Origin of the sequence: Paenarthrobacter sp. NPDC091711 (assembly GCF_044756605.1) — a bacterium.
In the GTDB taxonomy this organism is placed as follows: domain Bacteria; phylum Actinomycetota; class Actinomycetes; order Actinomycetales; family Micrococcaceae; genus Arthrobacter.
Genome location: NZ_JBIVTF010000001.1, coordinates 551,388 through 575,463, shown reverse-complemented (window position 1 = coordinate 575,463; position 24,076 = coordinate 551,388). Strand labels below are relative to the sequence as shown.

Sequence of the window (24,076 nt, the reverse complement as noted above, 5' to 3'; positions counted from 1 at the left end):
GAGGTTTCACGATGACTGAACCAACCATGCTCTCTAAGGAAGTACAGATCCTTGAGAGCACAACCCCGGGGGCCACTAAGCGCCCCCGGGGCGGTGCCCTGAGTCTTTCCCCTTGGGCCGACTACGCCCTCCGCCGCGCCGGCGGTGTCATCCTCTCCGTCGCCCTTCTGGTGGTGGTGACCTTCTTCATGGTTCCGCTCATCCCCGGCGATCCTGCCGTTGCAGTGGCAGGCGCGGATGCCACGTCGGAACAAATAGAAGCCATTCGCAGCAGTCTCGGTCTCAACGAACCTCTCTTCGTCCAGTTCATCAACTATGTGGGCGGCCTTTTCACCGGAGACTTGGGGGAATCCTTTGCCTACAGCACCTCGGTCTCGCAGATCATCGCCACCAAGCTGCCCTTCACCGCAGAACTCGCCGTGCTCGGTATCATCCTGGTGCTCCTGGTCTCAGTTCCTACCGGCATGCTCGTGGGCATCCTGACCCGTGGCGGCCGCAAAAAATGGCTCGACGTGTCCTTCGGCATGCTGACCGGATTCTTCCAGGCTGTTCCGCAGTACGTGGTCTCCACCATGCTGGTGGTCCTCTTCGCAATTATCCTGAAGGTCCTGCCAGCAGCCGGAGCAGCTTCACTGAGCGCACTCATACTGCCCGTGATTGGCCTGTCGATCGCTCCCATCTGCTCCATCGCCCGCGTGGTCCGCCGCGAGACATCCACCGTCCTTGAGCAGGATTACTTGAGGACTGCCCGAGGGTGGCGGTTGCCGTCGCTGCGCTTGTATGCACGGCACGCCTTGCCCAATCTGTTGACGACGGCACTCACGTTGGCCGGGCTCATCCTGGCCGGCATGCTCGGCGGCGCAATCATCGTGGAAAACGTCTTCAACTGGCCGGGCTTGGGCCGCGAGATCGTCACAGCCATCGTCAATAAGGACTACCCAGTGATCCAGGGCATCATCCTGGTTCTGGGTTTCCTGGCAATCGTCCTCAATCTGCTGGTCGACGTCATTCTCGGCCTCATCGACCCCCGTACGCTCGGAGGAAAGTCCAATGGCTGAGACAGCCCGTCCCCGCCGCAGGTTCCGCTGGACCACCGGCCTCATTGTGGGCATCGTCATGATGTCCATCATGGTCCTCACTGCCATCCTCGCGCCGATGTTCCTCTCAGAAGCTGCGGAAAAACTGACACCGCAGGCCTCGCAAGGACCAAGCACCGAGCACTGGCTCGGAACCGACGACTTCGGCCGCGACGTCCTTGCCCGTTCTCTCGTGGCCACCCGCTTAACACTCCTCATGACGGCGGCGACCACGGCAATTGCCGTCGTCGCAGGCATCGCGATCGGCACCGCCGTATGGCTGGCACCCCGCCGCATCCGCGCCGCCGTGCTCCGCGTCATCGAAGCCGCCGTCGCCTACCCGAGCCTCATCTTCTCGCTGCTGATCGCCGCCATCCTCGGCCAAGGCACGTGGTCTGCAGTATTGGCCATTTCCATCGCCAGCATCCCTGCGTTCGCCCGGCTCACCGCGAACATGGCGGCTTCGATCTCCCAGCGCAACTACGTCTCCACCGCCAGGTTGCTTGGCGTCTCCGGTCCGCACATCATCACCAGGCACCTGCTGCCGAACATGGCGGAACCGCTCCTGGTGCTGACCGCCACCGTTTTCGCCACTACGTTGATCGACCTCTCCAGCCTGTCTTTCATTGGCTTGGGCGTACAGAATCCTGAGTATGACTTTGGCCGCCTGTTGAACGAGGGGCTCGTCAACATCTATTCCCAGCCTCTTCAGGCTGTGATGCCTTCCATCATGATTACCATTACCGGTCTGGGCGCCATGCTGATCGGTGACGGCCTTGCTGCCGCCACCGATCCCCGCGGCGGGCGGAAATTTGGCAGCCTTCGTAAAGCTTCCGAGATGCCCGAATCCATGCGTGCCGATGCCCAAGCGCTGGTTGAGGTGGACAACCTGACCGTCACCACGCCGTCTGGCGTTCCGTTGGTCAAGGGTGTGTCTCTCAGCATCCATGCTGGTGAGGTGGTGGGCCTGGTGGGGGAGTCCGGTTCCGGAAAATCCCTCACCGCCATGTCCATCGCCGGGCTGCTGCCGGAGGAACTGGGCGTCAGTGCCAAGACCATGCGTCTTGGCGAGCTGAACCTCTTGAAGAAGAACAACCCACGCGAGCTCGCCACCTCGATAGGCCTCGTTTATCAAGACCCGGGAACAAGCTTCAATCCGGCCCTCCGCATTGGATCGCAGCTCACTGAAGTAAGCCGCGTGCATCTCGGTCAGTCCCGCAGTACTGCGTTCGGCCGGATGGTCAAGGCCTTGGCAGACATTCGGATTACCCAACCCGAAAAACGGATGAAGCAACACCCCCACGAACTCTCCGGCGGGATGCTGCAACGAGCCATGATCGCTTCGACCTTGGTCACGGACCCCCGCCTGATCATCGCCGATGAGCCCACCACAGCCCTCGACGTGACGGTCCAGGCCGATGTGCTCCGGCAGTTCCGCACCATCAACCGCGAAATGGGCACGGCCATGCTGTTCATCTCCCACGACATTGGAGTGGTGCAGGCGCTATGCGACAAGGTCATCGTGATGAACGGAGGCAAGATCCTCGAGCGGCTCACGGGCGAACAGCTCGCCGCCGGCAAGGTCAAGCACCCGTACACCAAGGCACTTCTCGCCGCGACGCCGTCCATTGCCGAACGCAAGGCCGAACTTGTCACCGTTTCTGCCAAGGACTTCGCCTTGGATGAAGTTTTCGACGACGACCCCGCTACGGGCGGCAACGTCACCACCAGCCGGACTGTCGAGGAGACCGCCAAATGAGCGCTGTTACAACTCAGAATCAGCCGGTTCTGGAACTGAACGACGTCAAGGTCACATTCGGTTCCGGACGTTCCGCCGCCACTGTCCTCAAAGGAGTCACCGCCAGCATCCATGCAGGCAAGACGCTGGGCATCGTAGGGGAGTCGGGCTCGGGAAAGTCCACTATGGCCAAAGCGATTGTGGGCCTGGTGAAGCCCAGTGACGGCCTGATCTCGTTCTCCGGCCGCGACGTGACCAAAATGTCCGGGGCCGAGCGACGCCGCATGAGGCGGGTTGTGCAGATGGTTCCCCAGGACCCGTATTCCTCGCTCAACCCCCGGCGGACCATTGGGCAAACCCTCGCGGAGGCAATCGATCCCCTGCGGGCCAATCCCAAGGAACACAGCGAGAAGATCTCCTACTGGCTCTCAACCATCCGCCTGGATCCCGACGTGGCCGAACGCTATCCACACGAGTTTTCCGGCGGACAGCGCCAACGCATCGCTATTGCCCGGGCTTTGGCTGTGCAGCCGAAACTGATCATCGCGGACGAGATCACCTCCGCTTTGGATCTCTCTGTTCAAGCTGAGATCTTGAACCTCATTGGCAGGCTCCGGAAGGAATTGGACCTCACCATGGCATTCATCTCGCATGACCTGGACGTTGTGCACCACGTCAGCGATGAAATCCTGGTCTTGTTCCATGGTGAAGTAGTTGAGCAGGGGGATGTCGATGAGGTTTACGGGAATCCACAGCACGCCTACACGCGCCGACTGATTGACTCTGTTCCGGGAGGGCCGGGGTTCGATATTGGGGAACGCCGTGTAATGACCCGTTGAGCCATCGAAGTGCTGAGCCAAGCGGAAGTGCTGTGCGCCGGGCTGCTGGCTATTGCTTAGGTGGTGGCGCATACTCAGGTGACAGCCGCACGCGCTGCTTTCCGTCCTCCCGGTGTCCCCCGTCAAGGGTTGTTGTCAGGGCACAATGAGGAATGAGGCCGTCATGGCCCTTGAATCACGCATACTTCCCGCCGATCTAGTTGTCGACCATATGCAGGACCTTGTCTTGAAGACCGATGACGTGAGGGAAATGTTGGACGAACTCGCCGAGTTCACCTCGCTTACCCTGACCGACCCTGCCATTGCCTTCTGCAGCATCACCCTGATGCAGCGAAAGAAGCCGGTAACTGTGGCCAGCAGCGAAGAGGGTGCCGTTCAGCTCGATAAGATCCAGTACGGCGCCGGGGACGGGCCATGTTTGTCCGCGATCCGCAACCAAACCGCCGTACATATCCCGGACCTGTCCCAGGAGCACCGTTGGTCTTCGTATACGGAGGCCGCGCTGGAGGTGGGAGTCGGATCTAGCCTTTCCGTGCCGCTTGCCCTGTCGGGAGAAGCGGAAGCGGGCCTCAATCTGTACTCCACCCGTTCCGAGGGCTTTAGCCGTGAGGATATTGACGCTGTGGAGTCTTACGCATATCACGCATCGAAAGCACTCCGTCTCGCCGTGAAAATCAGCCAGCTGGCCGAGGCGAAAACCAATCTCACAGCTGCCTTGGAATCGCGCACGACCATCGACCTGGCAACGGGTGCCATCATGGCCCAAAACCGGTGCAACCAGGAAACGGCCATCACCATCATGAAAATTGCCTCCAGCACACGAAACGTCAAACTCCGCGACATCGCTGCGTCTGTGGTTGCTTCAGTTTCAGAAGACCCACGAGTGCGGACCCACTTCGACGCCTAGCGCCTGTGCTCCCCGGCGAGGGGGCAGGTGAACGGATCAGCCGCGGCGAGACCGACCTTATTGAGGTAGCGGATCACGATTGCGTAGGAGCGAATCAGCCCGGTTTCGGTGTATGGGATGCCAGCGAGCACGCAGTGTGCCTTGACAAGTTGACTGGCTTCGCACAGATGCCGGCGGGGCATGTCAGGAAACAAATGGTGTTCGATCTGGTAATTGAGCCCACCCATGAAGAACGTCACGAATCCATTGCCGGTGATGTTGCGGGACGTGAGGACCTGCCGGGTCAGGAAGTCGGCACGACTGTCTTGGGGCAGTATCGGCATCCCTTTGTGGTTGGGTGCAAAGGTTCCGCCCATGTATAGACCGAAGACGGCGACCTGAACCCCGATAAACGCCGCAGCCAGGCCAGGGGACAGCACCAGGAAGAGCAAACCGATGTAGGTGCCAAAGCGCACACCCAGCAGGCCTAGCTCAAGCCAGCGAAACTTCACCTGCCCAGGACGCAGCAAGTACTTCAGCGAGTCGATGTGTAACGTCCACCCAAGGAACAAAAGCAGTGGGAAGAGCAGGTAACCCTGTCGCCTGCCGTAGGCCCGGGAAAACCGTCCACGGGTAGTCGGCACCTCGTTGTGGAACACGATGGCGCCGGGAGCGATGTCCGGATCCCTACTAACCACGTTCGGCCGGGCGTGATGCCTTGAGTGTTTGTCGGTCCAGTAGGCGTAACTCATGCCCACTACCAACGTTGCCAGCAGGCGTGCAGCCCACTCGTTTGCCGTCCGGGAAGCAAAGACCTGAAAGTGCCCGGCTTCGTGTCCGACTAATGCGAATTGCGTGAAGAGAACACCGAGTGCGGCCGCGACTGCAAGTTGGAGCCAAGAATCGCCCAGAACGAAGAAGGCCACCCAGACGCCCCCGCCCGCAAGGATCAGGAACATCAAGAGCAGGAGGTAACGGCCGCGGCAACGCTCAAGAAGCCCTGCTTCCTTAACTGACGCCAAAAGGCCCGCGTAACTGCTGGTGACTTTGTTGATGCGGATTCCGGACGTTGCCTTCTGGGCAGCTGGCGCGCGCGTGGGCACCACCGGTGGGGGCTGGTTGATGAGCGACAAGATATTGCCTCCTCGTGTGTGCTTGGACTGCACTGCCGAGGTCTGGGGCAACAACACCAGCGTAGGCACGAAGGGTGTTCTGAGTCCATAGGGAATGGATCTGTGGGGGCAATCCTTTTGCCCGCGGCTAACAAGGATGAGTGCTAGATCATCAGGGTGCGTTTGACGATGCTTTCGGCCACGTCGTGCAGATTTTGCCGGGATGCGCGAGCATGAGCGCGCAGCACGTTGAAAGCGTCGTCCATTGTGAGGTTTTTGGTCTGTGCGATGACACCTTTGGCTTGCTCGATGAGTACGCGGGTAGTCAACGCACGCTGGAGTTGGTCGTTGAGAACGCCTGCTTCGCGGATGGTGCGTTCCTGAAGAAGACTGATGGTCGCCACATCGGCCATGGCCTGGGCGATGGCGGCGTCTTCGGGGGTCAGGGCGCCTGTCTCGGCGCCGAACAAACCCATGGCGCCGATGACCCTGGTGTGGACGCGCATTGGCACCGCGTGGACTGACCTGAATCCCATGTCCAAGGCAATGTGTTGGAAAGCCGGCCACCGGTCACCAAGGTTGCTGATGTCATCTACGGTGATGACTGTTCCGCTGCGGTAGCACTCTACGCACGGGCCCGCTCCTGCTTCGAGTTGCAGTAGTTCCACCAGCTGGCTTTGCTCACTGGTGGACGCGAGCAATTGGAGGTTCCCGTCGGCGTCGGAGAGTAACAGTCCGGCCTGGGCGGCGTCGAGCAAATCGACGGCATCTGCGACGAGAGTGTGGAGCAGGTCCAGGACATCGTAGTCTGCAACGAGGGTATCGGTCAGCTTCACGAACGTATCGCTCAGACGTTCGGCTCTGCTTTTGATGACCATGTCTGCATTTTACTGTGAACCGGTATCGGAGACGCCCGCTTCTGGGGTGAAATCCAGCCGACGGCTCACCACGTCCAAGGCTGTTTCCTGCAACGAACGCCCGCTGGCGAAGGCGTGGCCGCGCAGCAACAGTAACGCCTCATAGGCGGTGCTGTCGGTTTGGACCAGCACCATGCCGGTTGCTTGGTGGATTTCCCGCCGCGCCAGTGGAATGCCCGCCGATCCGGCTCCATCGTCCGGCACAAATCCCCGCAGCAATGCCCACGCGGTCCTGCCGGCGATGCGGGCGGCCTGGCTTGCCTGAGCGGGGGTGAACTCGCATGGTGAGGTGCAGTAAAGCTCCGCCACGCCGATGGCCAGGCCACCGGCGAGCAAGGGAAAGACGAAGAGTGCCGCAGCTTCCGTTGTGGTGGCTGCCTCGGCGAAGGCCGGCCATGACCGGGCTCCGATGCCGCTCAAATTGGGGATCATGACCGGTTGCTGGCTACGGAAAACATCCCACCGTGGCCCGTCGCCGAGATCGTACTGGAGCTCATCGAGCCGGGCTGCTGTAGCGTCGGATGCGCACATCAGTGTTTCGGCTGCAGAACCACCAAAGACAGATACGGCCGCGCCATTGATGGGCAATTCCTGGAGGAATGCGGCGCACAGATCGGCGTCGAGGGCATTCTCCGACGCTGAGGTCATCTGGGGCATGCGTCGTGAGATCTTCTGCGATGGCTCGGCTGCACCAGTGTCCACCATTCTTTGTCCTCAAGACAGCCGGGCTCTGACTGCTTCCTCAACCATAAGCCCGTGGGCTGTGGTGGATCTCGACGGCGGCAGTCGCCTCTGCCTGTAGGTCAGCTTCCTGCTGTGGCAGCCGCCAGGAGGACCAGGCTGAAGGACACCCAGTCATTGAGCACGTGCGCTCCGGTGGAGACGAGAATGTTCTTCGTCCGTATGAAGGCCAGCGTTAACACCATCCGGGCGGTTCCGATAACCAGGAGTGCTTGGGCAACGTTCCATCCGTACGTTGGCAAGTGGGCTGCACCGAACCACAGTGCTGTGATGAGCCAGGCCAGAAGCAACGACGTTGTGCGGCTAAGTTTCGCTTTGGAGTACAGCCAATACATGACTGCCAGGAACGGCAGAATGGTGAAGACCTCTTCGCCGAGCAACTGGATACCGGTTCCGACGTAGAAGGCCACCACTTCGCCGGGTCCACGCTCCAGGATCCCGTCCGTGGCCTTGTTGGCGTTGGCTCCGAAAATGGACGACACGATGATGCCCACCACGAAGCTGATGACCAAGTTGAGGAGCCAGAAGATGACCATGGCAAGGTAGTCTGCGCCGGTCGGCTTATGGAAAATCGATTTCCAGTAAGACCCTGTGAGCCAGATGAACACGGCCAGGGGGATGGCAACGAACAGGAATCGGGGGAGCAGCGCAATGACGTTGGTGTTTTGCGGAAGCAGAACCAGCGCCGCAAATCCAACCATGCAGGAAACGATGACGACGATCCATTTCCACGTGGCAATTTCCGCGGGCTGGCCGTCATAGAAAGGGACATCACGGCCATCATCCCGTTCGATGAGGCGGCCGAACCGCTTCTTACGCTCATCGACAGCTGGAACACTCATTGAATCGTCCATCCGAAACCCCTTCAAAGCCGCTGTCTGCAACCAGAGCCAATCAGGTGGGGGACTCTGGCTGAGAGAACCATATCGTTGCTAGATTGAAGCCGAAAGGGCCACGGTCAACTTTCCGGCTGGCCTGTCCACCGTCTACTACCGAAAGCTGACCGCCATGGAGCTGGACACATGACCCCGTCGTTGGCGTTCAGCGTCTTCACGTACGTGCTGGCACTCGGCTTTGGGATCTTTGCCATTGGCTACTGCATGGCCAAGCGCAAGCCGGTTCTTCGTAGTCTCGGCCTGACCTTCAACCGCTGGCTGCCGATTGACGTTGTCATTGGTCTTGCGATCACGTTCGTCGCGATCGGGCTGGTGTTCGTCGTCGAAATGCTTTTGGGAGCGATTTCAGTCCAACCGGGCACTCTCACCTGGACGTCGTTCGTCAACGAAGTACTGGTCCCGCTGGCCGGAGCGGCAGCGCTCGAAGAGCTGTTATTCCGAGTTCTGCTGCTCAGCGGCGTGGCCATAGTACTGTCACGCCTCCAGCGCGGGCGGTGGATAGCTGTGCTTGTTACGGCAGCCCTCTTTGGTGCGGGGCATCTGGGAAACGAGGGCGCCACCGCGGTCGGTGCGTTTGGGACAGGACTCGGCGGGGTCATCTACGCCGTCGCCTTCCTGACCACGCGCAGCGTATGGCTTCCTTTCGGGCTCCACCTGGGCTGGAACATGTCGCAAGGCCTGTTTGGGTTCCCGATCAGTGGCCATGTTGTGCCGGGCTGGTTCAGCTCCACCTCCTCCGGCGCGGAGATCCTGAACGGTGGCGCCTATGGTCCCGAAGGCGGTATCCCAGGCATGCTGGCTCGAGTACTGATCATAGTGCTCGTTTTCGTCTATGTGAAGAAGCGTTGGCCAACCGGGAGCGTAGGGACTCTGCAGTTCGCGCCCGATCCACAGAGGAGATCCTTAGCGAGCAGGGAGTCCGCACCCAGGACTTCCTGAGTCGCTGGAGCGTGCGGACGTTTTGCCGGTCTACTGTGGATTGAATGTGAGACCGAGCAGGGCGTTCTCGGTGACTTCGGGCAGTGCGGGGTGGATCCAGTATTGCTTGCCCGCGAACTGGCGAACGTCGAGGTCGAAGGCCAGGACGGTGATCATTTGCTGAATCAGGGTTGATGCTTGGGGGCCCATGTAGTGGGCGCCGAGGAGTTTGCCGGTGTCTTTATCGGCGATGAGTTTGCAGATGCCGGTGGTGTCTTCCAAGGCCCAGCCGTAGGCGACGTCCCCATAGCTCTGAACTTTGGTTGTCACGTTGCGGCCTTGCTCGCGGGCTTGGGATTCGGTCATACCGACGGTGGCGATTTGCGGGTGGGTGAAGGTGGCAGCCGGCACGTGGTCGTGCGGCATTTTCTGCAGGTTCTCCGGGTTCAGCAGGTTGTGGCGCACGGCGCGCATCTCGGCGTTGGCAACATGTTTGAGCATGTAAGGAGAGGAGACGTCGCCAAGGGCCCAGACACCTGCGGCGGAGGTTGACCGACCGTACTCATCCACCTTGATGCGCCCGGCTCCTATGGTCTCGATCCCACCCGTGGGCAGGTCCAAGAGGTCCCCATTGGGGATGCGCCCTGTGGCCACCAACAGTACCTCCCCGGTGGCGGAGGAGCCGTCGTCGAGCCTGACAGTTATGCCTTTCTTGGTCTGATCGGCGCCGACGGTGGTCCTGCCGGACCGGATGTCGAAGCGCTCGGCGGCCAAGTCATTGAAGGGGATGTGCAGGTCGTCATCGAGGTTCCGTAGGAGCGTGGACCGGGTGATGATGGTGACGTCCGTGCCGAGGGCGTCGAAGACGTGGGCGAACTCCATGGCGATGGATCCACCACCGATGATGACCAGCGATGTGGGGAGCTGCGGGAGCCGCATGATGTCCTCGTTGGTGTGGTACCGCACGCCCGAGGCGGCGATGGCCTCGGGGATCAAGGGCCGGGAGCCTGCAGCGATGACGATTTGGTCACCGGAGATGATTTTCTGTTGAGCCCCTTGGCCCGTGCGCAAGGTGCGTTCTCCGACGAAGACGGCGTGCTGGTCGTAGACGTCGACGTTCGGGCTGTCTGGGCCGCGGCGGTATTCCTCACCGGCGGCGGAAATGGCATCGACGCGCTTCCCAAAGTTGCGGTCAACCATGCCGGGCCAGTCTATGGACGTGACCTCGGCGTGGAGGCCCAGCCGTCCGGAATCAACGATGTCCAGCGCGGTGTCAGCGGTGTGCACGTACATTTTTGACGGGATGCAGCCGGCGTTCAAGCAGGTACCGCCGAACGACGCTTTCTCGATGATCGCGATCGACTGGTCTTCGAATTCGGGTCCTGGAATGGAATTTCCGGACCCGGTGCCGATGATGACCAGGTCGTAGTGCCGATCCACGATGGTCTTATTGGCGGTTGTATGCATGGACATGGTCCTCACTTTGGGGTCTTCTCCACCCTACTGAACACTTTTCGAAGGGGAGGAGCGGCATCTCGACTACAGCGGGCGGATCAGCGACTTAGCAGGCCAACAGAGCTGGAACTACCTCGGTGACGTCGCGGGGTAGCGGTGGGCCGCATCCCCTGATGGATACGGCAGCAAGGTGCGTTGCACTGGCTGGGACGTGGTGAATCGTCAGGCCATCGATCAGTGGCTGCTCCGGACAAACGGCGTGGAAGCTACCGGAATTCCGCTTAGCGGAGACCAGCGCCACAGCAGACGGCGGGAAACTGAGGCCCAGCCCTGCGGCTTTGAGTATTGCTTCTTTGGCAACCCACTGGCGCATCCTTGACGGCACGTCCGTGTTGTCCATGGAAGCCGCAGCCCGGGGATCAAGAACGTAGTTGTCAAAGCCGTCGAAAAGTCCGGATGGGACGCGTTCAATGTCAACGCCAACGCTGGCTGAGGCCGGCCCTACTGCCGCCATCACCAGGCCATGGCTCCTGGAAAGGCTCAGCGACATTCCCGGCAGGACCGTCCGCCCATGGTCGGTGCTGCCGCAGCCCGGGCACTGCCGTGTGATGTTCAATGCAGGGGCCGCAAGCGGCTCCAGCCCCAACTGGTGCGTCGCCAGCAGTCGCAGCAGAACATGTGAGGCCGCATAGTCCTGGCTGTCCGCCATGCTACGGAACTGTGCCCGGGCGGCCGTTTCGGCTGGGGACAGAAAACGGTCCAAACCGCCGACGCCGGAACACGCCGCCTCGACGTCGGCGGAAGGCAGGATCACGTACCCGACGGCGAAGGCGGCGCTCCGGGCCTTCACAGCTTGCTGATGCGCCGGTACTTTGCGATGGCCAGCGGTGCGAACACAGCGATGATCGCAATGCTGCAGGCCAAGGCATACACCAAGGCGTTCTCTGCAGGCCAGCCGCCGGGGGCAATGAAACCGGAAGGTGCAGCATTTCCGAAGAGCTCGCGCACAGCCGTGGCCACGGAGGTCACCGGGTTCCATTCGGCAATGGCCCGTAATGGAACCGGGAGGGAAGCCGTGGAGACGAAGGCGCCGGACACGAAGGTAACAGGGAACAACCACACCAGGCCAAGGCTCTGGGCTACTTCCACGCTGCGTGCCGTTAATGCGATCAGCGCCCCGATCCAGGACACGGCAAAGGCGAACAGGAGCAGAACGCCGAGGGCAGCAATGACCTGCAGTACGCCGGTGTGTATCCGCCAGCCGACGGCCAGACCACAGACGAGAGTCACCACAACTGAAATGACGCTGGTGTACAGATCCGAGGTGGTGCGCCCGAGGATCACTGCCACCCGGGACATTGGCAGGGAGCGGAAACGGTCAATGAGTCCGAGTTGAAGGTCCTTGGCCAGATACACAGCCGTAAAGGACGCATTGAACGTCAAGGTCTGGGCCAGGATGCCGCCGATGAGGAAGCTGCGATACTGCTCGCCACCCAGCGAGCCGCCGAAGACGAAGCCCAGAAGCAGGACAAACATGACAGGTTGCACGATTCCTGTCACCAGCGCCCCAGGGGTACGGAGAACGTTGAGCAGATTGCGGTGTGCAATGACGGAACTATCCCGGACAGCCGCGGTCATGACGCTCATGCTGGTACCTCGTCCTTGCGTGTGTGCCCTTGCGGCTGGGCACTTCCTCCGGTGAGCTGGAGGAAGACGTCGTCCAACGTGGGCCGGCGCAGGGAAGCTTCTGTCACCGGGACAGATCGCGCGTCCAATTCGGCCAAGACGCGTACCAGCACGCCGTGCCCTCCGGGTGCTGCAACGGAAACTCTCAGCGCCGCTGGCTCGACGTCCGGCGCTGAGGATCCGCGGGTTTGTGCTGCCAGAATGGACGAGGCAAGCTGAAGGTCTGTGGCATTGCGTATGGTGATGTCCACGCGCTCCGACCCCGCACGGTTTTTGAGCTCCGACGCACTGCCTTCGGCGATCACGCTGCCATGGTTTATGACGGCAATGTGGTCCGCTAACTTGTCAGCTTCTTCCAGGTACTGCGTGGTCAGCAGGACGGTGGTTCCGGCGGATACAAGGTCTGCCACTACTTCCCACGTATCAAGCCTGCCTCGTGGGTCTAGCCCGGTGGTGGGTTCGTCCAGCACCACCACTTTGGGCCGCGCCACCACGGCTCCGGCAAGGTCGAGTCGGCGTCTCATGCCGCCCGAGAACGCGCCGGCCCGCTTGCCGGCAACGTCCGTCAGCCGGAAGTCGGCCAACAATTCGTGGGCGCGGGCGGAGGCGTTCCTGCGGTTCATGCCATAGAGGCGCCCCACCATGTGGAGGTTTTCAAAGGCGGTGAGTTTTTCATCCACTGCCGCGTACTGTCCCGAGAGACCCAGATTGCGTCGTACAAGTTCAGGCTGTTTGCTGACCGAGTGTCCGGCCACCCAAGCATCCCCTGAATCCGGTGCCAGCAAGGTGGTGAGGACCTTGACGGTGGTGGTCTTGCCTGAGCCGTTAGGTCCCAGGAGTCCCAGCACAGTCCCCTCGGCGGCGTTGAGTGTCAGTCCGTCCAGGGCCGTGAACGTGCCGTAGTTTTTGCGGACATTCTCTATACGGATCACTGGCTGGCGGCCAGCTCGGAAACCTTGCGGGGAGCCATATCAGTCCACGTTTGCGACACGTATTCCAAGCACGCCTCGCGGCTGTCCGGGCCGAACATAGCCACCCACCCCTTGGGTGTGGCCGCGAACGATGGCCACAGTGAGTGTTGCTGGTATTGGTTCACCAAGACGGTAAAGGTTGCTGAAGTGTCATCAAACGGGTTCGTCACGAGGATTGACCTTTCGGGTTGTTCCGGCGTAAACAAGGCCCCGGGTTCCGGAGCGTTTCCAGTGGTTCGGACTCAACCCCCCAGCTGGATGGCCAAGGCGGGCATAATTACCGGGAGAGCTGCGTCACTTAACATCCGGGAGTGCCTTGCCGGCACCTCGACGGCGGTCACGCGACCGGTGATATACGGCCCCCAGGCTTGCGCTCCTGGAGTCCCCGCAGGGACGTCCTCCGTCGCGCGGAAGAGAAGCAGGTCACCGCCGAAGACCGCTGGTTCCTCTTCCCTGATCAGTTTGGCCAGTACGGGGAAGTTCTCCACCATGGCCTGCACGGCGTCCAGTGGAACGGTGCCCAGTGGGTTGTGGTTCCTGCGGAGGATCTCCTGGGCCTTGGCAGCGCCAAGATCCTCGTAGTCGGACTCGTCCAGGGCGTAGCCTTGCGCCTCCAGGAAGGCAGCCCAAATTCCGGCACCTGCCCCCACCTCATCGTTGCTCTCCTGGTTGCCGGGGAACGCGTCAAGGATGGCCAGTGACGCAACCTCATCGCCGAGTTCCTGCAGCCGGGTAGCCAGGCGGTGGACCACATGCCCACCAAAGGACCAGCCCAGCAAATGGTAGGGGCCCGAAGGCTGAACGGATCTGATATGGGCAATGTAGCTGTCCGCGAGTTCAGTAAGGTCCATCGCAGTGACAGAGTGGGTGGCGCCCGGTTCCATGCCCGGCATCTGCAGCCCGATCAGGGGCCGCTCCGGATCCAGCGAGCCGAGCATTGAAGCGTAGCCCCATGCGATACCCGACGCCGGGTGGACGGCGAACAGGGGCGCTTTGGTGCCGCTGGTGCGCAAGGGAAGAATTTGTCGCAGGCTTTCAGCCGCGCCTTCCTCCACTCCACGATCGGCCTCAGCCAGAAGCGACTCCACCGTGGGAGCGCGGAACAAAGCCTGCACCTGCAGCGATGTACCCAGCGCTGCGTTAATACGGGCGATCAACGGTTGCGCCAGGAATGAATGCCCACCCAGTTCGAAGAACGACTCATCCACCCCTGCTTTGTCCAGGGACAACACGTCCGCGAAGATTGCTGCCACCGCCTGCTCCCGGGGGGTCCGGGGAACCTTGCCGGACGTGTGCGGCGCGCTGTCCGCTTCCGGCAGGGCAGCAAAATCCACCTTTCCGTGATGGGTCAGGGGGATCTCCTGGACGGCCACCACCACCGCAGGCACCATGTAATCCGGCACCAGGTTCCGCAGGTGGGCGCGCACGCCGTCAGTGAAGGCTGCCCCGGCATCCGTAGTGTCAACAGAAACACCGGCCGCGGGGACCACCCACGCCACCAACCGCACGCCGTCGCCGGAGGATACCGCCCGGACCACGACGTCCTGAACGTTTGCCGCAGTGGCGGCCGCCTGTTCGATCTCCCCGGGCTCCACACGGAACCCCCGGATCTTCAGCTGATTGTCATTGCGTCCGGAGAAGACGATGCTCCCGTCAGCGTGCCGCACCACGAGGTCTCCGGTGCGGTACATGCGTGCACCAGCGGAGCTGAACGGATCGGCAACAAAGCGTTCGGCCGTCAAAGCTGGCTGGCCACGGTATCCATTGGCCAGCTGGCGGCCTGCGATATACAGCTCGCCGGGAACTCCTGGAAGTGCGGGCTTCAACTGACTGTCAAGGACGTACAACCGGGTTCCTGACGTTGGAGCTCCCAATACCGGAGCCGGGTTATCAGCGACCCGGGCCATCACGGTATCAACGGTCGCTTCGGTGGGCCCGTACAGGTTCCAGGCGGACACATTGTGGTAGGCGGACAAGTCGCTCCAAAGTCCGGGATCGAAGGCTTCGCCACCCAAGGCAAGGCTGAACCCGGAGTCTGGGGAGGTCCCCGGGGCTTCCAGCACGCGGGTGAATGCCGGTTCCTTCAGCAACTGCCTGACGTATCCGGGCGTAGTTTCCCAGACGGTGATCCTATGCTTTTCGAAGTATCCGGCCAAAGCTGCCGGATCACGCCTGATGGTGTCGTCCACCACGTGGAGTTGATGGCCGGCAATCATCCAAAGGATGGGATCCCACGAGGCGTCGAAGCCGACTCCCGTGGTGTGTGCCACGTTGTGCCGGACTCCTGTGGTGGCAGGGTTGAGCCCTTCAAAAAGTGTTGATTGATGGGATTCCAGGAGGGCGCCGAGTGCTCCGTGGCTCACTTCCACGCCCTTTGGCCTGCCCGTGGAACCGGAGGTGAACATGACGTAAGCGGATTCACGGTTTGTGGGCTGCCGTTCGACGAGTTTCCGGGCCGCTTCCACGCCTTGTTCTGCGTCCATTCCTGAGAGAGGCTCAAACAGTTGGGGCAGCGTGATCAGGCGTGGAAGGGCTGCTCCGGTCTTCCGGGTAGCCATCGCGGCCACCACGTCTTCCAAGCGTTCCGCTACCGCGTCCACGGTAATAATCACAGACGGTTCGGCATCTTCCAGGATGGACGAGACCCTGTGGTCCGGGTACTCGGTGTCAATGGGGTTGTACACGGCGCCCGCAGCCAATGCACCCAACAGGCACTGAACTGTTCCTGCTGATCGCGGGAGGAACACGGAGACGACATCGCCGGCGACCACCCCTTGCTGTTCCAGGCCGGTCGCCAGGGCCAGCACAGAAGCGGCCAATCCGGCGAAGGTTTGTTCGCCGTCCTCAGTCACCAGGGCCACCTGGTCTGGTGCAGACCGAACGGAGGCAGCAAACGCGGCCAAGACGCCGTCGTTCGTGTCCGTGTGATGCCCGACGGCGGAACGTCGTCCCGCTGTGAGCGCGGCCAGCGCGTCTGCCTCTTCAGGATCGACGAGCACCACCTCTGACAAGGGCGAATCCGGGTTGCTGGCACTGCGTTCCACGAAGCGCACGAGGCTGGCGACGAGGCGGTGGATAGTGTCTTCCTGGAACATGGCAGCGTTGTACTCCAGCGTTGCCAAAAGCCCCATGGTGCCCGGGCGGAACGTGAAGGAGAGATCGAACTTGGCCTCTCCGGATCCGTTGTCAGGAAACGGACGCACCACGGCCCCCGGCAGTTCCGGAAGTGAAACGGGGGAGCTGTCCACAGTCAGCATGGTCTGGAACAGCGGGTGCCGGCCCAGTTCGCGTTCCGGGTTCACTACTTCGACCAATCGTTCGAAGGGAACGTTGTCGTGATCGAAGGCAGCCAGAATGCTGGTCCGGGCACGATGCACCATGGTCCGCAGAGAGGGGTTGCCGGCGGCACTGACCCGCAGCGGCAGGGTGTTGACAAAGAAACCCACCAGCTCTTCCAGCTCCGGGTCCGTCCGTCCGGCGGTCGGTGAGCCAATCACCAGATCATCACCGGCGCCCATGCGGTGAAGGAAGCCTGCCAGCACCGCGTGGAGCGTCATGAACATGCTTGCGTTGGAGTGCGCTGCGACGGAGTTCAGTCCTTCGAGGGCTGCGGCGCCGAGCTCGAAACCATGGTGCTTACCCGGTTGCCGTGCTTCGCGGGGGCGGCGTTGATCGGCAGGGAGTGGCAGCTCAGCAGGAATTCCCGCGAGCGCATCCCGCCAGTAGGCAATTTTCCTCCCTGACGTGGCGTCCCGGTCCAGTTCCTCCTGCTGCCATGCACTGAAGTCTGCGTATTGGACGGACAGTGGGGCGCGGCGGGGCACCGAACCTTGGAGCGCGGCGGCGTAGGCCTCCGAAAGGTCACGGGCCAGCGGTGCCAAGGACGCGCCATCGCTCGCGATGTGGTGCAGTACCAACTGCAGGACCCATCCGGAACCGGCGCCGTAGTCCCTGCATAGCAGGACCGCGCGGAGCGGAAGATCCTCTGTAACGTCGAAGCCCTTGCGCGTCTCCTGTTCCAGGACATGGGCTTCCTCTGCCTGGGACGTCACCGGGATGATCTGCAGAATGCCCTGGGCGTCTGCTGGAGCGTGGATCCGTTGCCGCGGGGTTCCGGCGTCAGCAGGGTAAGTGGTGCGCAATATTTCGTGTCTGGCCACCAATGCGTCGACGGCCGAGGATAGGGCGTTCTCGTCCACTTCGCCGTCCAGCTGCGCGGTCAGGGAAATGTTGTAGTCGGCCGATCCCGCATCCAGTTGGTTGAGGAACCACATTCGTTGCTGGGCGAAAGATAAGGCCGGGGAATCCGCACGCCCTTCCCGGCGCAGAATCCACTCCGACAGGGGTGTGGATTCCGACGTCGGTGAGGCCTCATCGTGAGTGGACTGGCCGGATTCGTGCTTGGCGCCACCAGGGCGATCAGAGGTCACCGCCTCCAGCAAAGCCGCGGGAGTGGGCAGGTCGAAGAGGGTTCGCAACGGAAGGGAGGTGCCGAAGGCTTCCCGGACCTTGCCCATCATGGTGATTGCCAGCAGGGAGTGGCCTCCCATCCTGAAAAAGTCATGGTCCATGGCAACGGTTTCCAGTCCAAGAACCTCAGCAAAAATGCCCGCCATGACATGTTCTTCAGGTGTTGCGGGGGCCACGCCGCGGCCCGCGCCGGAGACCACGGGCGCCGGGAGGGATTTGCGGTCCAACTTGCCGTGAGAGGTGAGCGGCAGCTCCGGGATGGTCATGAAGACGGCTGGGACCATGTAGTCGGGGAGCAGATCGGCAGCACGCGTCCTGAGTTCAGCAGCGTCAACCTCGCCAACAACGTACGCGATGATCCTTTGGGCTGGATTGCCTTCAGGCACCGCTGCGACTTGTCGTACCTGGGGATGGCTGGCCAGCGCCGCCTCCACCTCACCTAATTCGATTCGGAAGCCGCGTACCTTCACCTGGTCATCGAGCCGCGAGAGGAACTCCAGCACACCGCTGGCATCCCGCCTCACTACATCGCCCGTGCGGTACATACGGGAACCGTCCGAGGCGAAGGGGTTGGCCACGAAACGCGATGCCGTCTCGGCGAAGCGCTGATCGTATCCTTGCGCCATTCCGGCGCCCGCTAAGTACAGTTCCCCGGGAACGCCCGCCGGGACAAGTTGCAAGTAGGCATCCAACACCATGGCCGAAGTGTTGCCAGCCGGCCGTCCGATCACAGGCTTAGGTCCACGGACATCGGCCGTGACTGAGTCCACTGTGAACTCTGTGGGGCCATAGAAGTTCAGCGCACGAACTGAAGGATCGGCGGCGAGGCGTTCCCATAGGGCGCCCGGGACGGCTTCGCCGCCGAGGATCAGAATCAGCGGTTGTTCGCGTTGGTGCTCCAACAGGCCGCATTGCAACAACTGCGTGGCAAACGTCGGTGTTGTCTCCAGAACGTTGATGCCGTGGTGGAGGCAGTATTGGGTGAGGCTTTCGGCGTCGCCCCGCTCTTCATCAGCCACCATGTGCAGTTTGGCACCGGCAACCATCCAGAGCATTGGATCCCAGGCAGCATCGAATCCCAGGCCCGCAATGTGCCCCACCACGGGCTGATCCGCGTCGACCGTGAGGCGGGGGCCAAAGAGGGTGCGGTGGTGGTGGGCGTAGAGGTTGGCCAAAGCGCCATGCGTTACCGCCACTCCCTTGGGCCGTCCGGTGGAGCCGGAGGTGTACAGGACATAGGCAAGGTCACCTGCGTTTGGCGCTCGATCCGCGGAGTCGCCGCCCGGGGTGGTTGCGCCGCTTGCCAGCAATTCTGCAAGCGTCACTGCCTTGTAAGGCTCGACGCCGGTAGTCGCGTCGGCATCGACGATCACCACCGCGGGCGTACTGTCCTCCAGGATCATCCGGATCCTTTGCGTGGGGTAGGCGAGATCAACGGGGATATAAACGGCACCTGCCGCCAGTACGGCCAGGGCGGCAGCCACGACGTCGGCTGATCGACGGATGGCGACCGCCACCCTGTCGCCGGGGCGTACACCGTGCACAATCAGTCCGTTCGCGATGGTGCTTACCCGCTTCTCAAGCTGAGCGAAGGTCCAAGAAGACCCTGCAACACCTGTCCCGTCGGCCACTGCAATCTGTGATGCCCGCAGGGCGGCCGTCTCTGAGAAGGCGTCCAGGATGGTGGCCCACTGGACGTCCTGTTCGCTGGCGACGTTGTTGGCCAGTACAGCTTCGTGCTCGGCCGGGCTCTGTATCCGCAGCTGGTCCAGGCTGACGTCGAAGTCCGTGGCGAACTGCGCTGCTACCAGTGCGAAACCTGCTGCCAGCCGCTCCACTGTGCTGCGTGTGAAGAGGGCGGGATTGTAAGCAAGGGATCCGGCGATGGCGCCACCGTCCCGTTCTGCCAGGTCCAGGAGGAGGTCGAACTTCGCGCCGCCTGGTTCCCGTCCCAAGTCCGCCGATGCATCCATGCCGTCCATGGCAAGCACAGCATCAGGGGTGTTCTGCAGCGTCAGCATCACTTGGAACAGCGGGTGGCGGTGGCGTGATCGCGTGGGGTTCAGTTGCTCTACGACACGCTCGAACGGAGCGTCCTGGTTCCCATACGCGTGCAGGTTGGTGTAACGGACGCTCTCCACCAGCTCAGCGGCCGTAGGGTTGCCGGACGTATTGGTCCTGAGCACCAAAGTGTTGACGAAGAAGCCCACCAGCTCGTTCAGTTGGGTATCGGTTCGGCCGGCCACAGGCGTGCCCAGCGGGATGTCCTCGCCCGCGCCCGACTTCGTCAGGAGTGCCGCCAAGGCAGCCTGCAGCACCATGAAAAGACTGGCGTTGTGGGTCTTCGCCAGTTCCTTCAAGCCTGAGGAAGTGACGGCGTCCAGTTCCAGTGGAATCGACGTCGCCGGGAGGTCGCCTTCGCGGGTTCCTCGTGGGTAGTCGTAGGGCAGGTGCAGCTCCTCCGGAGATCCCTTGAGTTCGCGTGCCCAGAATTCCAACTGACGTGAAATCGGGCTTGACGGATCGTCCTCCCGGCCCAAGGCCGCGCGTTGCCACAGGGTGTAGTCGGCGTACTGGACGGGAAGGTCATGGGTAACTGCCGCCCCTCCACGCAGCCGCGCAGTGTAGGCCCGGGAGAGGTCGCGGGCGAGAGGTGCCAGTGACCATCCGTCCGCGGCAACATGGTGCAGTGTTATGGCCAGGACGTGGTGGTCCGGCGCCAGTTGGAACAGGACTGTCCGAACTGGAACTTCGGTGGTGATATCAAAGCCACGCTGTGTCTCTGCCAGCAGTGCCCGCTCCAGGTTGGCCGCATCGCACTGAACTGCCAAAAGATTTGCCTGCGCTGCATCCGGGGGCAGGATTTCCTGACGTGGTTCGCCCTCCGACCACGGAAAGATGGTGCGTAGTGTCTCGTGCCGGGATAAGACGTCGGTCAGCGCGGCCTCCAAGGCATCTACTCTCAGAGGACCCGTCAAAGTCAGTACGATCGGGATGTTGTAAGCACCTGACTGGTGATCAAGCTGGTTCAGGAACCACAAACGGCGTTGGGCATAGGACAAGGGAATAATTGCGGGCCGGTTCGCCGCCGTCAGTTCAGGAGCGGACGGTCCGTCGTGCTCCAAGGCCGCGGCCAGGCCGGCAACTGTAGGCTCTTCGAAGATGGTTCGCAGTGCCGGTGCCGAACCGGTTGCGTCCCGCAGGAAAGCCGCCAGCCGCGTGGCCAGGAGCGAGTGGCCGCCAAGATCGAAAAAGTCGTCCTCACGTCCAACGGATTCGAGGCCTAGAACCTCCCGGAACGCCTCTGATACCAAGCGCTCGGCGTCGGTGCGTGGCTCGGTGGTTGCCACTTCACGTTCATGCGTTGGCAGTGCCCGGGTATCCAGTTTGCCGTTGGCGGTCAACGGGATGGAATTTATGGTGAGGACCGCAGCGGGCACCATGTAGTCGGGCAGCGTCCTGCGTGCCTGCTGACGGATGGCGGCTGAGTCCAAGGGCTGCGGACCAGACACGTCTGTGAACGTGCGGCTGCCTTCGAGGCCGGGCTCGGTGCCAGCGGGGGTGACGTAGGCGAGCAGTTGATCGTAGCCCGCCTTGTTCTTAGTGATAGTCACTGCCGCTTGTGCCACTCCGGTGATGCCTCGCAGCACTTCCTCGATTTCGGACAATTCAATCCGGAAGCCCCGGATCTTGACCTGCTGGTCCATGCGGCCAAGGAACTGCAGGATGCCGTCGTTCGATCGGCGTACGACATCGCCCGTGCGGTACATACGCGAGCCGTCCCCTATAAACGGATCAGCCACAAATTTCCCGGCGCTCAGGCCGGGTTGGTCCATGTATCCGCGTGCCAGGTTGGGGCCCGCGACGTACAGTTCTCCGATGGCATTGGCAGGGACGGGGTTCAGGCCCGAGTCAAGAATGTAATGGCGGCTGTTTGCTACGGATCCTCCCAGGGTGACATCAGTCCCGGGTTCCATCACTGCGGTGAGTGAGTCCACCGTGGTTTCGGTGGGGCCATAGAAGTTGTAGGCCACGACGCCGGGTTGGGCCGCCAGCTCACGCCACGTGGCAGGGTCCACGGCTTCCCCGCCCAGGGCGACTACAGAGGGATGCACCTCTTGGTCGAAGAGTCCGCAGTTCAGCAGCGCCTTGGCAAAGGTAGGTGTTGTTTCTATCGAGTCGATGAGTTCGTCTGCCAGAAACACGCTCAATGCCTCCGGGTCGCGGCGGGTCTGGTTGTCCACCATGTGCAGCTCGTGACCGGCCAACAGCCACAGGATGGGATCCCACGACGCGTCGAAAGACAACCCGGCGGTGTGGGCCACACGCAGCGGCCGGCCGAGACGACTTTCGGCAGGATCAAAAATCCTGTCGCGGTGGGAGGTCAACAGATTCAGGAGTGCCAAATGTTCCACGCCGACGCCCTTGGGACGCCCGGTGGAACCCGACGTGAAAATGACGTAGGCAAGATCATGCTGTCCAGCGCTGGGGGGTAGTGCCGTGGAATCATGGCTCTCCAATGTTGCCGTAGTCTCGGCGGAATCCAAGACAGTCACCGGGACCTTGGTCTGGGGCCTCCCTGGCTCACTGTCCGCGGCCAGGGCAGCTTCGGTGAGCAGAATGATCGGTTGCGCATCCTCCAGCATCCCCTCCACTCGTCCCGCCGGATAGTCCGGGTCAAGCGGAACGTAGGCAGCGCCGGCCTTCAGGATGGCCAGGATGGCTACGGGAAGCAGAACGCTGCGGTCCAGTCGAACGGCCACGGTGCTGCTTGGCCCGGCCCCACGTCCGCGCAGGAAGCGGGACAGCTGGTTGGAGCGGCGCTCCACCTCGGCGAACGTCAGGCACCCGTCGAAAGCAACCACGGCCGTTCGTTCCGGAGCGGCTGTTGCCACCGATTGGAACTCCTCAACAACCGTGTGGCCCGGCAGGTCCACGGACTCGGCGTCCCCCTTGGCCAGCAGCGTCTGTTCTTCGGCCATCGTCGTCACGGAGAGAGCAGCAGTCGGATCTTCAGGACTGGCCAAAAGCGAGTCCAGCAAACGGACGAAACGCATCAGGTGTTCATCAAGCCCCGCTTGACTGTAAAGATCGGCACTCGCCGCAAACTGAACTGTTACCTCGGCCCTTGAACCCTGTCCGAGACCATGAACGATGATCGACAAATCATCAATAGGTCCCGTGGAGAGAATATTCATGGCTCCCGTTGCCTCGCCAAAGGAAATATTCTCAAGTACTGGAAGGATGTTGACCGATGGACCCTGGTATCCGCTGTGGCCGCTCAAAGACTCGAAGCGTGTGCGCTGGTGGATGAGGGCCCCACGCAGCTTTCCTCCCATGGTTGTCACCATGTCCTGGACGGTGGCTCCTGGGGTGACGTCCAATCTGATAGGGACGATGTTCGACAGCATTGAGGGTGTGGTCTTGGCAAGTTTTCCGCGTCGGGCTGTTACAGGCAGCGCGAGGGAGACATGCTGTTCCCCGGTCATCCTGTGCAGGTATAAGGCCGTGGCAGTCAGAATCAACGACGGTGCGGTGCCGGATGCTGACTCCAATGCCTCCACGGCGGACGGAGAAAGACCTTGGGTAGAGCGCACCAGGGAGTCGGTTGTGCCCAAGGGGCGGCCCGCCAAGCCGGTGGGGACCGGGTTACCTGCGAGTTCGTCTGACCAGTAACCCGTGTCCGAGGCTGCCACGGCTGAGGACTGGTAGCCGTGGTCATCGGCTATCAAATCCTTCAGTGGGGCATAGTCGAGGCCCGGGGCACAGCCCATGTTTTCGCCGGCGGCGAGTGCCTCGTAGACTGCGGCGACGCGGCTCAGGACCAGCACTGCGGAGTATCCGTCGAGCAACAAGTGGTGGACGCGCTGGTAGAAGAAGTGCCTTGACCCGGAGATCCGGATGACCTCCGTGTGGAGCAGCCCATCTTCTTCCACGTTGCGCGCTTGTGCCATGTCCGAGTCCATGAGTTCGCGTGCAGTCCGCTCGCGTGCAGCTTCGTCCCCGCACTGGCTGAGGTCGGTGAATTGCACGGCGGGCACTGCCGCTTTTGCGTACTGGTAGGGACCGTCGTCGTCTTCGCCGAAGGCAAGGTTCAGTGCGGGTGTCTCTGCAACGGCCCGGACTACAGCGGTCTCCAGTCGGTCAACGTCCAACGGTCCATTGATCTCGATGAACTGGCCAATGTGGTACATCGGGCTGCTGGGTGCCAACTTTTGCGCATACCAGATGCCTCGCTGGGCGGCTGTCAAACCCATCCGGGCTGGTGCCTGGTCCTCCGGAATGCCGGGCTGGTCAGGGGAAGCGGGGATAGGGGAGTTCATAGTCCTTCTCTGCGGTGGGGGGTGTGGGAAAGCAGCGGCAGCCCCGGT

The 24,076-nt window shown here is 61.9% G+C and carries 15 protein-coding genes; 5 read left to right on the top strand and 10 right to left on the bottom strand.

Annotated features, from left to right (window positions below; translation table 11 throughout):
- Positions 1–11: 11 nt before the first annotated feature.
- The 4 genes from ACIQH5_RS02600 (at position 12) to ACIQH5_RS02585 (ending at position 4,560) form a co-directional block, all read left to right on the top strand.
- On the top strand, positions 12–1,058 hold the full coding sequence (locus ACIQH5_RS02600) for an ABC transporter permease (RefSeq protein WP_400400018.1): 1,047 nt from the start codon (positions 12–14) through the stop codon (positions 1,056–1,058).
- Entirely contained in the window at positions 1,051–2,835 is a 1,785-nt protein-coding gene (locus ACIQH5_RS02595; RefSeq protein WP_400400016.1) for a dipeptide/oligopeptide/nickel ABC transporter permease/ATP-binding protein, read from the top strand. Before ACIQH5_RS02600 ends, ACIQH5_RS02595 begins: the two co-directional genes overlap by 8 nt.
- Entirely contained in the window at positions 2,832–3,653 is an 822-nt protein-coding gene (locus ACIQH5_RS02590) for an ABC transporter ATP-binding protein (RefSeq protein ID WP_400400014.1), read from the top strand. Before ACIQH5_RS02595 ends, ACIQH5_RS02590 begins: the two co-directional genes overlap by 4 nt.
- 163 nt (positions 3,654–3,816) lie before the next feature.
- Positions 3,817–4,560 (top strand): GAF and ANTAR domain-containing protein, encoded by a 744-nt coding sequence (locus tag ACIQH5_RS02585; protein ID WP_400400012.1) that lies wholly within the window; start codon positions 3,817–3,819, stop codon positions 4,558–4,560.
- Here the strand turns inward: ACIQH5_RS02585 and ACIQH5_RS02580 are convergent.
- From ACIQH5_RS02580 to ACIQH5_RS02565, 4 genes are all read right to left on the bottom strand, one after another.
- Positions 4,557–5,672, bottom strand: coding sequence for a fatty acid desaturase family protein (locus tag ACIQH5_RS02580; RefSeq protein WP_400400010.1), 1,116 nt, complete (start codon positions 5,670–5,672; stop codon positions 4,557–4,559). The two genes, ACIQH5_RS02585 and ACIQH5_RS02580, sit on opposite strands and share 4 nt — an antisense overlap.
- Before the next feature lie 143 nt (positions 5,673–5,815).
- Positions 5,816–6,529 carry a GAF and ANTAR domain-containing protein gene (locus ACIQH5_RS02575; protein ID WP_400400008.1) on the bottom strand — a complete coding sequence of 238 codons (714 nt, stop codon included), beginning with the start codon at positions 6,527–6,529 and terminating at the stop codon, positions 5,816–5,818.
- A gap of 9 nt (positions 6,530–6,538) precedes the next feature.
- Positions 6,539–7,273 (bottom strand): GAF and ANTAR domain-containing protein, encoded by a 735-nt coding sequence (locus tag ACIQH5_RS02570; protein WP_400400006.1) that lies wholly within the window; start codon positions 7,271–7,273, stop codon positions 6,539–6,541.
- 98 nt (positions 7,274–7,371) lie between these two features.
- Positions 7,372–8,151, bottom strand: a complete 780-nt coding sequence (locus tag ACIQH5_RS02565) for a CPBP family intramembrane glutamic endopeptidase (protein WP_400400004.1) — start codon at positions 8,149–8,151, stop codon at positions 7,372–7,374.
- Between the two features lie 180 nt (positions 8,152–8,331).
- On the opposite strand from ACIQH5_RS02565, the gene ACIQH5_RS02560 reads away from it, so the two are divergent.
- Positions 8,332–9,144, top strand: a complete 813-nt coding sequence (locus ACIQH5_RS02560) for a lysostaphin resistance A-like protein (RefSeq protein WP_400400002.1) — start codon at positions 8,332–8,334, stop codon at positions 9,142–9,144.
- Positions 9,145–9,174: 30 nt separating this feature from the next.
- Here the strand turns inward: ACIQH5_RS02560 and mtr are convergent, their stop codons facing one another.
- From mtr to ACIQH5_RS02530, 6 genes are all read right to left on the bottom strand, one after another.
- Complete coding sequence (gene mtr, locus ACIQH5_RS02555; protein ID WP_400400242.1) at positions 9,175–10,590, bottom strand: mycothione reductase; 1,416 nt, start codon at positions 10,588–10,590, stop codon at positions 9,175–9,177.
- A gap of 94 nt (positions 10,591–10,684) precedes the next feature.
- On the bottom strand, positions 10,685–11,428 hold the full coding sequence (locus tag ACIQH5_RS02550) for a 4'-phosphopantetheinyl transferase family protein (protein WP_400400000.1): 744 nt from the start codon (positions 11,426–11,428) through the stop codon (positions 10,685–10,687).
- On the bottom strand, positions 11,425–12,225 hold the full coding sequence (locus ACIQH5_RS02545; RefSeq protein ID WP_400399998.1) for an ABC transporter permease: 801 nt from the start codon (positions 12,223–12,225) through the stop codon (positions 11,425–11,427). Before ACIQH5_RS02545 ends, ACIQH5_RS02550 begins: the two co-directional genes overlap by 4 nt.
- Complete coding sequence (locus ACIQH5_RS02540) at positions 12,222–13,196, bottom strand: ATP-binding cassette domain-containing protein (protein ID WP_400399996.1); 975 nt, start codon at positions 13,194–13,196, stop codon at positions 12,222–12,224. Before ACIQH5_RS02540 ends, ACIQH5_RS02545 begins: the two co-directional genes overlap by 4 nt.
- On the bottom strand, positions 13,193–13,405 hold the full coding sequence (locus ACIQH5_RS02535; protein WP_062066064.1) for an MbtH family protein: 213 nt from the start codon (positions 13,403–13,405) through the stop codon (positions 13,193–13,195). Before ACIQH5_RS02535 ends, ACIQH5_RS02540 begins: the two co-directional genes overlap by 4 nt.
- A 72-nt stretch (positions 13,406–13,477) precedes the next feature.
- A complete protein-coding gene (locus ACIQH5_RS02530) occupies positions 13,478–24,028 on the bottom strand; it encodes an amino acid adenylation domain-containing protein (RefSeq protein ID WP_400399994.1) in 10,551 nt (3,516 codons plus the stop codon).
- Positions 24,029–24,076: the final 48 nt, after the last annotated feature.

What these genes read in the sequence shown, in the direction of transcription:
- ACIQH5_RS02600 (WP_400400018.1), top strand. Translation starts at nt 12, where the DNA reads ATGACTGAACCAACCATGCTCTCTAAGGAAGTACAGATCCTTGAGAGC.
- ACIQH5_RS02545 (WP_400399998.1), bottom strand. Translation starts at nt 12,225, where the DNA reads ATGAGCGTCATGACCGCGGCTGTCCGGGATAGTTCCGTCATTGCACAC.
- ACIQH5_RS02565 (WP_400400004.1), bottom strand. Translation starts at nt 8,151, where the DNA reads ATGAGTGTTCCAGCTGTCGATGAGCGTAAGAAGCGGTTCGGCCGCCTC.
- mtr (WP_400400242.1), bottom strand. Translation starts at nt 10,590, where the DNA reads ATGCATACAACCGCCAATAAGACCATCGTGGATCGGCACTACGACCTG.
- ACIQH5_RS02560 (WP_400400002.1), top strand. Translation starts at nt 8,332, where the DNA reads ATGACCCCGTCGTTGGCGTTCAGCGTCTTCACGTACGTGCTGGCACTC.
- ACIQH5_RS02575 (WP_400400008.1), bottom strand. Translation starts at nt 6,529, where the DNA reads ATGGTCATCAAAAGCAGAGCCGAACGTCTGAGCGATACGTTCGTGAAG.
- ACIQH5_RS02585 (WP_400400012.1), top strand. Translation starts at nt 3,817, where the DNA reads ATGGCCCTTGAATCACGCATACTTCCCGCCGATCTAGTTGTCGACCAT.
- ACIQH5_RS02530 (WP_400399994.1), bottom strand. Translation starts at nt 24,028, where the DNA reads ATGAACTCCCCTATCCCCGCTTCCCCTGACCAGCCCGGCATTCCGGAG.
- ACIQH5_RS02595 (WP_400400016.1), top strand. Translation starts at nt 1,051, where the DNA reads ATGGCTGAGACAGCCCGTCCCCGCCGCAGGTTCCGCTGGACCACCGGC.
- ACIQH5_RS02570 (WP_400400006.1), bottom strand. Translation starts at nt 7,273, where the DNA reads ATGGTGGACACTGGTGCAGCCGAGCCATCGCAGAAGATCTCACGACGC.
- ACIQH5_RS02590 (WP_400400014.1), top strand. Translation starts at nt 2,832, where the DNA reads ATGAGCGCTGTTACAACTCAGAATCAGCCGGTTCTGGAACTGAACGAC.